A 15,687-nucleotide genomic window follows, 5' to 3' on the forward strand; every position below is an offset into this window, starting at 1 on the left:
GGCCGCAGGCTGGGATGTCCTAGCATGTCCGAGTGCAGACGACGGACCCGGACTCCCCTCAGCCCGCCGATCCCGACGACTCGTCGGAGGCGGCGACCGCAGCGGATCCGGCGCCCGATCCCGTCTCCTCGCGCCCCGCCTCTCCGGAGACGACGACCGATCCGGAGCCCGACGCGCAGGCAGTGCCCGCGCCTGAGCCTGAGCCTGAGCGTGAAGCCAACGCACCGGCAGAGGCGGAGGCCGATGCCGTCCCCGAGGACGAGGACACCGTCGCGCCGGAGTCCGCGGATGACATCGAGATCGCCGATGCGCAGCGCACGGACTCCGACACGGACGCGGACGCGGACCATCGCGAGACCGTGGAGTCGGATCCCGCTGACGCGGCCGACGACGAGACGGCAGCCGAGATCGCCGAAGAGACCGACGAGGTGCCGAGCGTCGACGCTCCGGCAGCTGAGGACATCTCAGCATCGGTCTCGGAGGCACGACCTGAGGTCGAGCTCGAGCCTGCTGTCGAGCCCCAGCCCGCCGCCGGACCCGAGCCGGAGGTGGAACCGGAGCCGGAGCCGGAACCGGAGCCCGAGATGCCCGCGGCCTCCGCGACGCAAGCGGAGGAGCTCACCGAGCCCGCCTCCGAACCGGCCCCTGACTCCGAGCCCGCTGACGTCGAGTCCGCTGATGCCGAGCCCGCCGATGCCGAGCCCGCCGCTGACGCTTCATCGGAGGCTGACGCCGAAGAGGAGGAAGTCCTCCCCGCGGAGGACGGCGATGACGCGTCGGCGGCCCCGCACGACACCGAGAACTCTGATGCGCAAGGGGCAGGCGCCGTCGCGGACGACGATGAGGCGACCGAGGCCGCGGATGCCGGTCCTGAGGGCACCGTGACTCCAGAGGCTGAAGCGGAAGTCGAGACCGAGACTGAGCCCGTCGTCGATGCCGATGCCGACACCGACGGGGATGCCGAGGACGATGGGGAGGCCGAGCCCAGCGCCGTCGTCATGCTCGAGAGCGACGACGACGGCGGCCGAGGAGTCGACAGCGACGAACCGCCTGCCGCACCCGATGCACCTGCCGTCGCCGCGTCGGCCGCCTCCGACGCGACGTCTGCGCCCGCCGCTCCTGAGGCTCCTGCCGCGTCGGCCGACGCCCCCGCATCGCAGCCGACGGCAGCAGCGACAGCGACAGCGACAGCGACGGACGATCGTGAGCCGGAGGCCGTCCTGGCGTCGCTCCGTCGTCGGCTGAAGACCTTCGACATGCCCTTCTCTCGGATCTCCTGGGCGCTGACCATGGGGCTGTTCGGCCTCGCGCTCGTGCTGCGCCTGTGGGGGCTCGGGACGATCGACGAGCTGATCTTCGACGAGACCTATTACGTCAAGGACGCCTACACGATCTCCCAGAACGGCGTGGAGATGGACTGGCCCGACGAGCCCGATGAGGCCTTCGAGGCCGGGGACGTCGACAGCTATCTGGACACCGGCTCGTACGTGGTCCATCCGCCGCTCGGCAAATGGGTCATCTCCCTGGGGATGACGGCGCTCGGCGCCGACAATCCGTGGGGCTGGCGCATCTCCGTCGCCCTGCTGGGGTCCCTCAGCGTGCTGATGATCGTGCGGATCGGCCGGCGCCTCTTCCGCTCGACGATCGCCGGAGCCATCGCCGGACTGCTGCTGGCGATCGACGGGATGCACCTCGTGCACTCGCGCACGAGCCTGCTGGATCTGATCCTGATGTTCTTCGCGCTGGCCGGGTTCGGGGCGCTGCTGATCGACCGCGACCGCTTCCGGGAGCGCCTGGCCGTCGAGACCGCACGCCTGCATGCAGCCGGACTGCCGGGCGACCCGTGGGGGGTCTCCGGCGGCTGGCGGCCCTGGCGGATCCTCGCGGGCGTGCTGCTGGGGATGTCGTGCTCGGTGAAGTGGTCGGGGCTGTACTTCCTCGCGGTCTTCGGGATCATGACGGTGCTCTGGGACTGGTGGGCGCGGCGCGCCGCGGGCGAGAAGCGATGGTGGCTCGCCGGTCTCGTGCGCGATGCCATCCCCGCGTTCTTCGCGACGGTCGGCACGGCGCTGCTGACCTACCTCGCCTCGTGGAGCGGCTGGTTCGCCACCTCGAAGGGCTACTACCGCAACTGGGCGGTCTCCCAGGACGGCGGCGGCACGGGCTTCGCCCCGCTGGACGCCCTGTGGTCGCTGTGGCATTACCACCAGCAGGCCTACGCCTTCCACGTCGGCCTCGACTCGCCGCATCCGTACCAGGCGAACCCGCTGGGCTGGCTGCTGATGATCCGGCCCACGAACTTCTACTACCGCTCCTACGAGTACGGGGAGCACGGCTGCCAGGTCGCCAAGTGCTCCTCCCACATCCTGGCCGTCGGCAATCCGCTGATCTGGTGGCTCGGGACCCTCGCCGTGCTCGTCGTGCTGGTGATCGGGATCGTCTGGCGCGACGGCCGCTGCTGGGCCGCGCTCGCGGGCATCGCCGGGGGCTACCTGCCGTGGCTGATGTACATGGACCGCACGATCTTCACCTTCTACGCGGTGGTGTTCGAGCCGTGGGTCGTGCTGTGCCTCGCGTACGTGCTCGCCCTGATCATCGGGCCTCGCCGGTCGGACCGCGATCGGCGGCTGGCGGGCGGGCTCTTCGCGGGCTCGCTGCTGGTCCTCATCATCCTGGTCTCGGCGTTCTTCTGGCCGATCTGGACGGGTCAGGTGATCGACTTCGAGCAGTGGCGCTGGAGGATGTGGCTCCCCTCCTGGACCTGATCCGACGCGACCGCGTCCGACGGGCAGCGCCTCCCTGGACAGAGTGCCTCATCTCACTACGATGGCGCCATGGCACTGACCTCCTCCCTGCTGCGCGAGTTCTCCGCCGAGCTCGGCATCGGCACCGACTTCTGGGGGTGGGATGGGACGCGCCAGCAGGTCGAGGACGGCACGCTGCGACGCGTGCTCGAGGCGCTGGGCGCCCCCGTCTCCACCGATGACGACATCCTCCGACTGCGGGCCGAGCGCGAGCGGGAGCCCTGGGAGCGCACGCTCCCGCCGGTGACCGTCCTGCGCGAGGACCAGGGCGGCTCGATCGCCGTGCACGTGGACCACGGCACCCCGGTGTCCGTGCATCTGCGCCTCGAGGACGGTGCCCTCGTCGACCTGCAGCAGGTCGACGACTTCACCCCGCCCTTCGACCTCGACGGTCGCCCGCGCGGCCGGGCCCGCTTCGCCCTCCCGCCCGGACTGCCGCTCGGCTGGCATCTCGTCGTCGCCCGCACCGCAGGCGCCGAGGAGTCCGCCGACGTCGTCGTCACCCCCTCCCGAGTCACCACGGCCGACGCCCTCGGCGCCCGACGCGCCTTCGGCCTGCAGGCGCAGCTGTACTCGATCCGCTCCGAGCGCTCCTGGGGCATCGGCGATCTCGGGGACATGGGCGACATCGCCGCGATCACGGCCGCCCGCCACGGCGCGGACTTCCTGCTGGTGAACCCCCTGCATGCCTCCTATCCGACGCCGCCGATGGAGCCCTCGCCCTATCTCCCGGTCACACGGCGGTTCGTGAGCGCGCTCTACCTCCGCGTCGAGGACGTCCCCGAGTACCGCGACCTCCCCGAGTTCGCCCGGCAGCGCGTCGCCCTGCTGCGCGAGGGGGTCTCACCCTGGAACACGCGCACGGATCGTCTCGAGCGCGATGACGTGCTCACCGCGAAGCGGGCGGCGCTCGAGGAGCTCTTCGCCGTGCCCCGCACCGCGGGCCGGCAGGCGCTGCTGGACGCCTACCGTCGCCGCGAGGGGCAGGGCCTGGAGGACTTCGCCCTGTGGTCGGCGATCGCCGAGCGCGTGCGCGGCACCGATGACGCCCTGCTGGAGCATCTCGACGAGCATGTCGTCGAGCAGGCGCGCACGGAGCTCGCCGATCGGATCGAGTTCCACGTGTGGACGCAGTGGCTGCTGGACGAGCAGCTGGAGCGCGCGCAGGCCGCGGCCCTCGAGGCCGGGATGCGCGTGGGGATCATGCACGATCTGGCCGTGGGCGTGGAGCAGGTCGGTGCGGACTCGTGGCGGCTGCGGGACGTCCTCGCGGCGGGCGCCTGCGTGGGCGCCCCCGCGGATCAGTACAACCAGCAGGGGCAGAACTGGCATCAGCCGCCCTGGCACCCCGAGCGCCTGCGCCGGGCGTCGTATCGGCCCTGGCGGGACATGCTGCGCTCGCTCATGCGCCATGCCGGGGCGCTGCGCATCGACCATGTGCTGGGCCTGTTCCGCCTGTGGTGGATCCCCGAGGGCCATGAGGCCTCCGACGGCGCCTACGTCTTCTACGACCACGAGGCGATGGTCGGGATCCTGGCCCTCGAGGCGCAGCGCTCGGGCACGATCATCATCGGCGAGGATCTGGGGACCTTCGAGCCGTGGGTCCGCGACCATCTCACGGATCGCGGGATCCTCGGCACCTCGATCCTCTGGTTCGAGTACGACGGCTCCGGCGGCCCCCTCGCCCCCGAGCACTACCGCCGCCTGTGCATGGCGTCGGTGAACACCCACGATCTGCCGCCGACGGCCGGCTATCTCGACGGCGTGCACGTGCGGCTCCGCCATGAGCTGGGCCTGCTCGAGCGTCCCCTCGCCGAGGAGCTCGCCGCCGACGAGGCGGCCCGCGAGCGCATGCTGCAGGCGCTGCGGGACGAGGGCCTCCTCGGCGAGGACCCCGATGTCGAGGAGACCGTGATCGGCCTGCACCGCCATCTCGCGCGCACCCCGTCGCTGCTCATGGGCGTCTCGCTCGTGGACTGCGTCGGCGAGGCGCGGATCCAGAACCAGCCCGGCACCGACGAGGAGTATCCGAACTGGCGGATCCCGCTCGCCGATGCCGACGGCGCCGTGGTCGGGGTCGACGATCTCGCGACCGATGCGCGCACCGCGCGCCTGTTGGGCGCGGTGCGCGAGAGCCTCGCCGGCGGCTGACGGCGGAGGGCCGCGGCTGACGGTCGGCGGCCGACGACGGCGGACGGCCGCCGCCAGGAGCGACCGTCGGAGGCGGCCGTCAGGAGGCGGCGGTGACCTGCTCCCATTCCGCGCGTGCGGCGAGGAACTCGCGGGCGGCCTGCTGCGCGCCCTCGAGGGTGTGGTGGGCGCCCCAGCCGCACTGGACCTCGTTGGCGGCCGGGACCTCGTCGGCGGCGAGGAGGTCCTGCAGCGTCGCCTCGAGCACGGGGGCGAAGGAGGCGGCGGTGTGGTCGCCCACGAGGAGCACGTAGAACCCCGTGCGGCAGCCCATCGGGGAGACGTCCACGACGACGTCGGAGTGCTCGCGCATGTGCTCGGCCATCATGTGCTCGAGCGAATGGACGGTCTCCGACTCCAGGTGCGCGACGTTGGGCTGGGTGAAGCGCACGTCGAACTTCGTCAGCACGTCCCCGCCCGGCAGCTCCTTGCGGTCGGCGATGCGGAGGTACGGGGCGGCGACGGTGCGGTGGTCGAGGTTGAAGCTCTCGACGTTCATGCGCTGAGGCTGCGCGGGGGTCTGCTCGCCAGTCTGGTCGGGGGTCTGCTCGGTCATGGGTCCCTCCTCGGGATTCCGGTGCTCTGGACGGTCTGGATGGTCTCGATGATCACGCGGCCGCTCGGGTCGGCCGGTCGTCGGCTCGGCGCGGCCGGTCAGCGGCTCGATCGGGAGGTGCGTCCGCGCACGACGCCGACGAACTCCTGGCGGTCCTCGTCGTCCGCATCCCGCGGCCAGACGAGGGCGATCCGGGTGGGCGCGGCGTCGACGAGGGGACGGTGCACGGCGTCCTTGCGGTGGTGCAGCCGCGCGAGCGACAGCGGCATCCGGGCGTAGCCGACGCCGCTGGCCGCGACGGCGACGCGGGAGGCGGCGTCGTCCGGATCGGTCTGCGGCAGCTCGGTCTCCTCGACGAGGTCCTCCTCAGAAATCTCGTCGAGGAGGCTGAGCACGTGCTCGTCGCCGACGACGACCGCGGCCCGCTCCTCCCACAGCGCCACGACATGCAGGTCGTCGGCCGAGCGGGCGGCGGTCCCCGCGGGGTCGATCGGAAGCCGCACGAAGCACATGTCGACCTCGCCCTCGTCGAGCGCGGCGCGCTGACGGGAGGCGGGGACAGGGACGAGCTCGAGCCAGGCGCGGCGGCCGCCGGTCTTCCAGCGGCGCGCGAAGCGGTCGGGCTCGACGCCGGGCACGAAGCCGACGCGCAGGATGGGACGGGTCATGCCCCCAGCCTACGGGGCGCGGGCACCGGTCCGACGCGGCCGAGGACGCGCAGCAGATCCGGCGTGAAGCGGCGGGCGTCGGCGAGGTTCACCAGGTGGCTGCCATAGGCGAGGGTCTCCAGCCGTCCGTCGGCCGCGGCCGCTGCGAAGCGGCGCTCATGCAGCCGCAGCTGGTCGAAGCGGCCGTGCAGCCAGGTGACCGGGACCTCGACCCGATGCAGGTCCGCGAGCAGGTCGAGGGAGCCCACCGCCTCCATCGCCGGGGCGACCACCGCCGTGCTCGCCCGCCCGCCGCGGACGAGCGCGCGGGTGCCGGCGTCGCCGAGCAGGAACGGCAGCAGGCCGCCGCTGCCGTCGCGATGCCCGGGCATGCGGTCCAGGAGCATGATCGCGTGCCCGTAGGCGCGAGCGGCGGAGGGCGTCGGCTGGACCGCCGCGCCGCACAGCGTGAGCGAGGCGAGGCGGGCGGGCGCCTCGGCGGCGGCGTGCAGGGCGAGGAAGCCGCCGAGGGAGGAGCCGACCAGGTGCACCGTCGGCGCCATCGCGAGGTCGTGTCCGACGGAGCCGGCGGAGCCGTAGGAGCCCTCGGGGCCGTCGGAGCCTTCCGCGCGGCGATCGACGCGCGCCGCGGCCTCGTCGATCGCCGCGCGGATGGTCGCGATCGCTCCATCGAGGGTGAAGGTCTCGTCCTGCCGCGCGCCGTGGCCCGGGAGGTCGGGCGTCACGACCTCGTAGCCGGCCATCCGCAGCGAGGGCGCCTGGAGGTCCCACTGCGAGTGCGAGAGGCGCGTGCCGTGCACGAGGACGACGGCGGCGGGCCCGACGACGGCGGCTCCGACAGCGGCGGAGCCGCCGGAGGGACGGTCGACGGTGGGACGGTCGACGGAGGGGCGGTGCGCGAGGGCGGTGTCTGCGGTCACCCGAGCATTGTGCGCGACGACGGGGAACCCGCGTCCCCGTGACCGCATCCGTCACCGGCCGCGGTTAGATTGATCCGATGCCGAGCTACCGCATGCACCTGCCCATCGGCGACCTGCAGCCGGGGGCGACGCCGGCCGATGTGATGGAGCAGGCCGCGCTCGCGCTCGGCTCCCTGCACCTGGTGGAGCGGAAGGACGTCGAGGCGCCTCTCGTCGGCGGACGGCGCGTCGGACGCATCGTGCTGCGCTTCCTCGTGGACCCTCTCGCGGGCGGGCGCGAGGACGACGCCGCACGGCAGGCGCTGCACATGGTGATCGATCATCTCGAGCGCGGCACCGCGTTCGTCTCCCCCGCCTCCGCGATCCTCTTGACGCGCGGGGCGGGAGGGCGGTTCCGCCCGATCCCCTGGCGCTGAGCCCGCACGGATCAGACCCTCCCCTCGCCCGAAAGCCCAGGTCGGAAGCCTCTCGAGCCTCGTCGGCGAGCGCGCGGCGCACCGCCGCGCCCCGGTGTGGTAGACATTCGGGGACCCCACGGGGGCCCTCGGCAGAGGGCTGAGACCGGGCTGAGCCGCTCGGAACCGTCGAACCTGATCCGGTTAGCACCGGCGTAGGAAGAGAGGCCGCAGATGACTGTGCGCTCCCCCCTGTCCGAGCAGTATCCCTCGCATGCCCTGGACCATCTCGAGGACCTCGAGCATGGGATCCGGGTGCCCGTCACCCGCATCGATCTGGATCCCACGGGCGAGGTCCCCAACGACCCCGTCACGGTGTACCGGACGGCGGGTCCCGGGAGCGTCCCCGAGGAGGGGCTCGCGCCGATGCGCACCCCGTGGATCCTCGAGCGCGGCGACACCGAGGAGCATGCGGGCCGCGGGCGTCGCCTCGCCGACGACGGCCGTTCGGCCGTGCGCCGCGGTGCCCCGTCGCAGCAGTGGAAGGGCCGTCGTCCGGTCCCCCGGCGAGCGCTCCCGGGACGGACCGTCACGCAGATGCACTATGCGAGGCGCGGGGTGATCACCCCGGAGATGCGGTTCGTGGCGCTGCGTGAGGGCTGCGACGTGGAACTGGTGCGCTCCGAGGTCGCTGCGGGGCGCGCGATCATCCCGGCGAACGTCAACCACCCGGAGTCCGAGCCGATGATCATCGGCCGGGCGTTCCTGGTGAAGATCAACGCGAACATCGGCAACTCGGCGGTCACGAGCTCGATCGCGGAGGAGGTCGAGAAGCTGCAGTGGGCGTCCCGCTGGGGCGCGGACACGCTGATGGACCTGTCCACGGGCGACGACATCCACACCACCCGCGAATGGGTGATCCGCAATGCGCCGATCCCCATCGGCACGGTCCCGATCTACCAGGCGCTGGAGAAGGTCGACGGCGACGCCTCGGCGCTGACCTGGGAGATCTACCGGGACACCGTCATCGAGCAGTGCGAGCAGGGCGTGGACTACATGACCGTCCATGCGGGGGTGCTGCTGCGGTACGTGCCGCTGACGGCGGACCGGGTGACGGGGATCGTCTCGCGCGGCGGCTCGATCATGGCGGGCTGGTGCCTCGCGCATCATCAGGAGAACTTCCTGTACACGCACTTCGACGAGCTGTGCGAGATCTTCGCCCGCTACGACGTCGCGTTCTCGCTCGGGGACGGGCTGCGGCCCGGCTCCCTCGCCGATGCGAACGACGCCGCCCAGTTCGCGGAGCTCGACACCCTCGCCGAGCTCACCCATCGGGCCTGGGAGCACGACGTGCAGGTGATGGTCGAGGGTCCCGGGCACGTGCCGCTGCACATGGTGCGGGAGAACGTCGAGCGCCAGCAGGAGCTGTGCTCGGGCGCCCCCTTCTACACGCTGGGCCCGCTGGTCACGGACATCGCTCCGGGCTACGACCACATCACCTCGGCGATCGGGGCGACGGAGATCGCCCGCTACGGCACGGCGATGCTCTGCTACGTCACGCCGAAGGAGCATCTGGGCCTGCCGGATCGGGAGGATGTGCGCGCCGGGGTGATCACCTACAAGATCGCCGCGCATGCCGCGGACATCGCCAAGGGGCATCCGGGGGCGGCCGCACGGGATGCGGCGCTGTCGAAGGCCCGCTTCGAGTTCCGCTGGCGCGATCAGTTCGCGCTGGGGCTGGACCCGGAGACGGCCGAGTCGTTCCATGACGAGACGCTGCCGGCGGAGCCCGCGAAGACAGCGCACTTCTGCTCGATGTGCGGTCCGAAGTTCTGCTCGATGCGCATCTCGCAGGACATCCGCGACGCCTACGGCAGCGCGGAGGCACAGGTGGCGATCGCCGGGATGCAGGAGCGCAGCCGCGCCTTCGCCGCGCAGGGCGGAGCGATCTACCTGCCGGATCCGACGGTCGTCGGGGGCGATGCGAGCACTCCCCGACCCGCGTCGTGACCCGATCGTGACCGGAGCGACCGGGCGCTGACCGGATGCTGAGCACTCCCGGCGTCGGGAGCACTCTCGAGGCATGAGCCTGTCGACCGCCGCCTCGCAGTCCGCGCCGACCGTCGGCACCGTCCCCGGCACCACGGCGACGCACTGCCCGTACTGCGCCCTGCAGTGCGCGCAGTCGCTGAGCGTGGTGCCGGGCGCGGCGGCCGGCGGGTCCGGCGAGGTGACGGTCGACGGCCGCGACTTCCCGACGAACCTCGGGGGCCTGTGCCGCAAGGGCTGGACCAGCGCCGAGGTCCTCACGGCGCCCGATCGGATCCTGCATCCGCGGATCCGCACCGCGGACGGCGGCTTCCGCGACGCCTCCTGGGACGAGGCCCTCGATCTGATCGCCGGTCGGCTGCGCGAGATCCAGGAGCGCGACGGGGCCGACGGCGTCGCCGTGTTCGGCGGCGGCGGCCTCACGAACGAGAAGGCATATGCGCTGGGCAAGTTCACGCGCGTCACGCTGGGCTCCCGCTTCATCGACTACAACGGCCGCTTCTGCATGGCCGCCGCGGCGACCGCCTCGAACCGCTCGCTCGGCCTGGACCGGGGCCTCCCCTTCCCGCTCGCCGACCTCGGGGGCTCGGACTGCGTGGTCCTGCTGGGCTCCAACGTCGCTGCGACCATGCCGCCGTTCGTGCAGCATCTGGCGGGGGTGCGCGAGCGCGGCGGGCTGGTGGTGATGGATCCGCGCGCGTCCGCGACCGCGCGGCTCACGGCCGACGGCGGCGGCATCCATCTGGCCCCGGTCCCGGGCACTGACCTGGTGGTGCTGCTGGCGCTGATCCACATCGTGCTCGCCGAGGAGCTGTTCGACGCCGAGTACGTCGCCGCGCGCACCACGGGGATCGAGGCCCTCGCACGCTCCGTCGCCGCCTGGTGGCCCGAGCGCGCCGAGGGCGTGTGCGGGATCGGTGCGGAGCGGCTGCGGGAGGTCGCCCGCCTGCTCGCGGCCGCCTCCCCCGCCCGCGGCGGCCGCGGCGCGCATCTGCTGACCGGTCGCGGCGTCGAGCAGTCCACGCAGGGCACCGCGACCGTGACGGCGACCATCGATCTGGCGCTCCTGCTGGGGCTCGTCGGCCGCGAAGGCTCCGGGTACGGACCCATCACCGGACAGGGCAACGGTCAGGGCGGGCGCGAGCACGGGCTGAAGGCGGACCAGCTGCCCGGCTACCGGTCGATCGCGGATCCCGCGCATCGCGAGCATGTGGCGCGGGTCTGGGGCGTGGACCCTGATTCCCTGCCCGGTCCCGGCGTCCCCGCGGTCGACCTCCTCCACCGGCTGGGCACGGCCGACGGCCCGTCGGCCCTGCTGCTCGCCGGCGCGAACCCGGTCGTCTCGGCGCCGAACGCCGGCCGCGTGCGCGAACGGCTGGGGGCGCTCGAGCTGCTCGTCGTGCTCGATGTGCTCCCCTCGGAGACGGCTCTGCTGGCCGACGTGATCCTCCCGGTCCTCCAGTGGGCGGAGGAGGAGGGCACGATGACGAACCTCGAGGGGCGTGTGATCCGTCGGCGCAAGGCCCGCGATGCCCCGGGCGAGGCCCGCAGCGAGCTGTGGATCCTGCGGGAGCTCGCCGATCGCCTCGGCCGCCCCGAGCCCTTCCCCCTGGATCCGTCGGACGTGTTCGACGAGCTGGCGCGGGCGAGCGCCGGCGGCCGCGCCGACTACGCGGGGCTCAGCCATCGCCGTCTGGACGAGGAGGGCTCGATGCAGTGGCCCGTGCCCTCCCTCGACCATCCGGGCACGCCGCGCGTGCTGCTGGACCGCTTCCCGACCCCCGACGGCCGGGCGCGCCTGATCCCGGTGGACCATCACGGCCCGCAGGACGACGTGCGCGACGACGCCCCGATCCACCTGATCACCGGGCGCTTGCTCGAGCAGTACCAGTCGGGCGCGCAGACCCGTCGCGTGCCCTCGCTGCTGGCCGCCCGTCCGGAGGCCTTCGTGGAGCTCCATCCGCTGCTCGCCGACCGCCTCGGCGTCGAGGACGGCGACCCGCTGCTCCTGCGCACCGGCCGCGGCGAGGTGCAGGGACCCGCGGTGGTCACCGAGGCGATCCGCCCGGACACCGTGTTCATGCCGTTCCACTACGCGGGCATGGGCAGCGTGAACCTGGTGACCAACGACGCAGTGGACCCGCTCTCGGGGATGCCGGAGTTCAAGATGACCGCGGTCGAGGTGGTGCCGATGCGCCGTCCGGGCTGGAGCCCCGCATGAGGAGGGAGCACGCATGAGGAGGGAGCACGCATGAGAGTCGTCGTGATCGGGCACGGGATGGTGGGATCGCGGTTCGCCGCGGATCTTCTCGCCGCGCTGCCGCAGACGCAGCTGACGATCCTCGGCCAGGAGGACCACGACCCGTACAACCGGGTCCAGCTGTCCTCCGTCGTCGCCGGGAAGAAGGACCCGACGACGCTGGCCCTCGACCAGGCGGACCCCGAGCGCGCCCGCATCCTGCGCGGCGTCGCGGCGGTGTCCATCGATCGCGAGCGGCGCGAGGTCCTCGACGCCCGCGGCGAGGTCCACCCCTACGACCGGCTCGTCCTCGCCACCGGCTCCGCCGCCCGGATCCCGCAGATCTCCTGGCTGCGCAGCCGCCTGGGGACCCTCGTCGACGGCGTCACCGCGCTCAAGGAGATGGACGACGCCTACCGGATCCTCGGGGCCGTCGCCCCCGACCGCCGTGCCGTCGTGCTCGGCGCGGGCGTGCTCGGGCTCGAGGTCGCCACCGGCCTCGTCGCCCGCGGCATGGAGGTCTCCCTCGTCCACCACCGCGACCGGCTCATGGAGCGCCAGCTCGACCCGGAGGCCTCGGAGATCCTCGTCGGCGCCCTCGAACGGCTCGGCATCGCCGTGGTCACCGGGGTGAACGCGGTCCGCGCCACCAGCCACGAGGACCGGCTGACGGGCCTCGAGCTCTCCGACGGCACCTACTGCCCCGCCGATCTGCTGGTGCTGTGCGCGGGCACCACTCCGAACGTCGCCCTCGCGGCCGAGGCGGGCCTGGACTGCGCCCACGGGATCCTCGTCGGCGACGATCTCGCCGCCCCCTCCGATCCGGCGATCTTCGCGATCGGCGACTGCGCGCAGCCGCCCGACGGGGCCAGCGGCCTCGTCGCCCAGGGCTGGGACCAGGCCCGACGGCTCGTCGACGCCTGGACCGCGCAGGCGCGCCATCGGGAGGCGATCGCCCGGGGCGAGACGCCGGCCGCCCCGACGACGGCCTCCGCCCCCGTGGACCGCCGCACCCAGGGCGACCTCGTGCGCGTGAAGTCCGTCGGCTTCGCCATGGTCACCATGGGACGGATCGACCGGCCCGGCCCCTCCGCCCACGCCCCGCGCTCCGTGCGCCTCGCCGACCCCGACGGCGGCCGCTACACCGAGGTCGTCGTCCGCGACGGCCTCCTGCTCGCCGCCACCGTGATCGGGGACGACGACGTCGCCGCCGAGCTCTCCTCCGCCTTCACCCGCCGCACCCCCGTCCCCCGGGATCCGATCCACCTGGTCGCGCGCCCCCTGCCCGCCTCCTCCGCCGCGACCGCCCCGACCCGCTCCGTGCTCGAGATGGACGACGAGGAGATCGTGTGCCAGTGCAACGGCGTCTCCAAGGGCGCCATCTGCACCGCCGTGCACGAGGGCGCCGACGGTGCGGATGGCGTGGCGGCGGCGACCCGCGCGGGCACCGGCTGCGGCACCTGCCGCAGCCAGATCGCCGAGCTGTGCGGCGCGCTCGCCGCCCAGCCGCAGCCGGCCTGAGGAGGCTCGCATCCGGCACACGAGAAAACCCCCTGATCAGTATCTGATCAGGGGGTTCATCTGGTGGAGCTAGGGGGATTCGAACCCCCGACCTTCTCATTGCGAACGAGACGCGCTACCAACTGCGCCATAGCCCCAGGTCGCCGTGACGACTCGTACAGGCTAGCACCGCTCGGAGGGTGCTCGCGAACCGGGAGGGTCCATATTGACGAGCGTCACAGTCGACGGCCCGGCGCGCGCTTCCGCCCCCTGCCAGGGACGACGCGCACCGGGCGCCCGCTCTCGGACTCGGTTCCGGTCCTCGGCCTCAGCCCTCGGTCGGGGCGGCCGAGGATGCGGCCGCCGAGGCGTCGTCCCGCAGCTGCTGGAGCTCGTCCTGGAGGCGGTCGAACACCTCGAGACGGCCCTCGCCGGCGCAGGCGACGTAGGCGGGCTGGAGGTGGTCGGGCAGCGAGGCGTCGCCGTCGCGGCCGGGCCAGGTGCGCACGGAGCCCCCGGCCCGGCGCAGGATGTGGAACCCGGCGGCGATGTCCCAGGGGTTGATCGTGCCCAGGCCCGTCGCGTCGGCCCAGCCGGCGGCGACATAGGCGAGCTCGAGGGCCGCGGTGCCGAGGTGGCGGACCGCGGAGACGCCCTCGTGGAGGACGACCGTGGAGCGTCCGGTGAACTCGGGGAACTCGCGGGCGATGTTGTGGCCCGGGAACCCGGAGATGATGAGCGCGTCCGCGGCGGGGCGGGTCGCGCGCGGGGAGATCGGGGCGTCGTTCAGCAGCGCCGGCCCGTCGGCCGCGGAGAACACGGTGCCGAGGACCGGGGCGTCGATGACGCCGGCGACGAGCTCGTCGTCCACGGCGACGCCGACGGAGACGCAGAATAGCGGGAGCCCGGCGGCGAAGTTGCTGGTGCCGTCGATCGGGTCGACGTAGAAGCTGACGACGGGGCCGTCCGCGGGAACGTCCTCGGCGGGCCGCTCCCCGCCCTCCTCGCCGACGATCCGGCAGGTGGGCAGCTCGCGGCGGAGGGCCGCGACGATGATGTCCTCGGCCGCGCGGTCGTGCACGGTGACGATGTCGTGGCTGGAGGTCTTGTACTCGCGGGCGAGGTCGTCGCGGTCCAGGCCCCGGATGTACTCGGCGGCCTCGTGGGCGGCGGCGACGGCGATCTGCCGCAGTCGCTCCGGGGTGGGGACTGCGGGCGTCGTCTCGTCGGATGCGGTGCTGGGCGTGCTGATCTCGGTGTTCACACGATCCACCCTAGACGGGCCGCATTCCCGGGGCCCGACCGTCCGACGAGCGGCGGGTGACCGGAGGGCACCGGGCGGACGAACCGCGGACGGCTCGCGGAGGGAGCGGGCGACAGCGCCCGTGCCGGAGCCGGATCAGGACGGGGCTGTCGGAGCAGACGCGGCCATCGGAGCAGGTGGGGCAATCGGAGCAGGTGGGGCAGTCGCGGTCGCGGCGGCCGGGATCGCCGCTGTGCCGAGGACCGCGTCCCCGTCTCCGGCCGCGGCGCAGCGACGGAGGATCTTCGCGAAGCGCTTGGGGCGCGAGAGGTTCGCGATGTGCCCGGCGTCGGCGAGGATCGTGAGCTCGCCGTCGCGGGCCGCCTCGAGGAACAGCGCCTCGTGGCGGCGGAAGGGATCGTTCTCGCCGTTGACGAAGGTGATCGGCACGTCGATCGCGGCGACGTCGGCGAGGAGGTCGAGGGCACCGATCGTGCGGACGACGTTGCGGATGACCCCGTGGGCGCGGCCGCCGCCGTAGTAGCGCTTCGCAGCCTTCGGCGAGTGGCGGCGGGCGAAGGAGCGGGCCACGCGGGCGTCGGAGTCCCCGGGGATCCAGTCCTTCATCGTCATCCACAGCCCGTAGAGCCGCGCCATCGCCGGCCCCGGCACGACGGTGCAGTCCGCGGCGACGACGCCGGCGAGCCGGCCCGGATGCGTTCCCGCGTAGTGGAGCGTGAGATAGCCGCCGAGGGACAGGCCGACGAGCAGCGGCGGCTCCGCGCATCGGCCGACGGCCTCGTCGATCGTCGCGAGCGCGGCCTCGAGGGTGAACACCTCGCCGTGCCGTCGCCCATGGCCGGGCAGGTCCGGGGCGAGCACCTCGAAGCCCTTCTCGCGCAGGCGCCGCACCTGGCCCTTCCACATGGTCCGCGAGGAGCGGACGGCGTGGATCAGCACGATGCTGCCGGTCATGAGGCTCCTCCCCGGGGTGCTCCGCGGCGGCGCTGCGCCGGCGTCATCGGCGTCGCACGAGCGGCCGACGGTTCCGGTCGGAGCGTACCGGAGGCGTCCGGACGCTCGCTGTGGTGGGATGGTGCGCGGCGGCCGACCGCGCCGCCCT

The 15,687-nt window shown here is 73.0% G+C and carries 11 protein-coding genes, 1 tRNA gene and 1 riboswitch; of the genes, 6 read left to right on the top strand and 6 right to left on the bottom strand.

The window, feature by feature from the left end:
• Window positions 1-32 precede the first annotated feature (32 nt).
• Both ACXET9_RS00135 and malQ read left to right on the top strand, forming a co-directional pair.
• Window positions 33-2,765 carry a dolichyl-phosphate-mannose--protein mannosyltransferase gene (locus ACXET9_RS00135; protein WP_457883731.1) on the top strand — a complete coding sequence of 911 codons (2,733 nt, stop codon included), beginning with the start codon at window positions 33-35 and terminating at the stop codon, window positions 2,763-2,765.
• A gap of 69 nt (window positions 2,766-2,834) precedes the next feature.
• Window positions 2,835-4,955, top strand: a complete 2,121-nt coding sequence (gene malQ / locus ACXET9_RS00140; RefSeq protein ID WP_457883732.1) for a 4-alpha-glucanotransferase — start codon at window positions 2,835-2,837, stop codon at window positions 4,953-4,955.
• A 79-nt stretch (window positions 4,956-5,034) separates the two neighbouring features.
• On the opposite strand, the gene ACXET9_RS00145 is transcribed toward malQ, so the two are convergent.
• The 3 genes from ACXET9_RS00145 to ACXET9_RS00155 all read right to left on the bottom strand — a co-directional run bounded on the left by ACXET9_RS00145 (window position 5,035) and on the right by ACXET9_RS00155 (window position 7,138).
• Complete coding sequence (locus tag ACXET9_RS00145) at window positions 5,035-5,550, bottom strand: S-ribosylhomocysteine lyase (RefSeq protein WP_457883734.1); 516 nt, start codon at window positions 5,548-5,550, stop codon at window positions 5,035-5,037.
• A gap of 98 nt (window positions 5,551-5,648) precedes the next feature.
• The gene (locus ACXET9_RS00150) at window positions 5,649-6,218 is read right to left on the bottom strand and encodes a LysR family transcriptional regulator substrate-binding protein (RefSeq protein WP_457883736.1); all 570 of its coding nucleotides are present in this window, start codon (window positions 6,216-6,218) and stop codon (window positions 5,649-5,651) included.
• Entirely contained in the window at window positions 6,215-7,138 is a 924-nt protein-coding gene (locus ACXET9_RS00155) for an alpha/beta fold hydrolase (protein ID WP_457883737.1), read from the bottom strand. Before ACXET9_RS00155 ends, ACXET9_RS00150 begins: the two co-directional genes overlap by 4 nt.
• A 77-nt stretch (window positions 7,139-7,215) precedes the next feature.
• On the opposite strand from ACXET9_RS00155, the gene ACXET9_RS00160 reads away from it, so the two are divergent.
• From ACXET9_RS00160 to ACXET9_RS00175, 4 genes are all read left to right on the top strand, one after another.
• Window positions 7,216-7,554 carry a hypothetical protein gene (locus ACXET9_RS00160; RefSeq protein ID WP_457883739.1) on the top strand — a complete coding sequence of 113 codons (339 nt, stop codon included), beginning with the start codon at window positions 7,216-7,218 and terminating at the stop codon, window positions 7,552-7,554.
• A 109-nt stretch (window positions 7,555-7,663) separates the two neighbouring features.
• Window positions 7,664-7,773: riboswitch (TPP riboswitch) on the top strand.
• Window positions 7,768-9,543, top strand: a complete 1,776-nt coding sequence (thiC, locus tag ACXET9_RS00165; RefSeq protein WP_457883741.1) for a phosphomethylpyrimidine synthase ThiC — start codon at window positions 7,768-7,770, stop codon at window positions 9,541-9,543. It overlaps the preceding riboswitch by 6 nt.
• A gap of 73 nt (window positions 9,544-9,616) precedes the next feature.
• Window positions 9,617-11,803 (top strand): molybdopterin oxidoreductase family protein, encoded by a 2,187-nt coding sequence (locus tag ACXET9_RS00170; protein WP_457883743.1) that lies wholly within the window; start codon window positions 9,617-9,619, stop codon window positions 11,801-11,803.
• 30 nt (window positions 11,804-11,833) lie between these two features.
• A complete protein-coding gene (locus tag ACXET9_RS00175) occupies window positions 11,834-13,342 on the top strand; it encodes an FAD-dependent oxidoreductase (protein WP_457883745.1) in 1,509 nt (502 codons plus the stop codon).
• Window positions 13,343-13,403: 61 nt separating this feature from the next.
• On the opposite strand, the gene ACXET9_RS00180 is transcribed toward ACXET9_RS00175, so the two are convergent.
• The 3 genes from ACXET9_RS00180 to ACXET9_RS00190 form a co-directional block, all read right to left on the bottom strand.
• A tRNA-Ala gene (locus tag ACXET9_RS00180) sits at window positions 13,404-13,479 on the bottom strand.
• A gap of 170 nt (window positions 13,480-13,649) precedes the next feature.
• Window positions 13,650-14,585: an inositol monophosphatase family protein gene (locus tag ACXET9_RS00185; protein WP_457883747.1), complete on the bottom strand. Its 936-nt coding sequence runs from the start codon at window positions 14,583-14,585 to the stop codon at window positions 13,650-13,652.
• A gap of 135 nt (window positions 14,586-14,720) precedes the next feature.
• Window positions 14,721-15,539 carry an alpha/beta fold hydrolase gene (locus ACXET9_RS00190; protein ID WP_457883748.1) on the bottom strand — a complete coding sequence of 273 codons (819 nt, stop codon included), beginning with the start codon at window positions 15,537-15,539 and terminating at the stop codon, window positions 14,721-14,723.
• Window positions 15,540-15,687: the final 148 nt, after the last annotated feature.

It is taken from the genome of Brachybacterium netajii (SeqCode) (assembly GCF_054114245.1).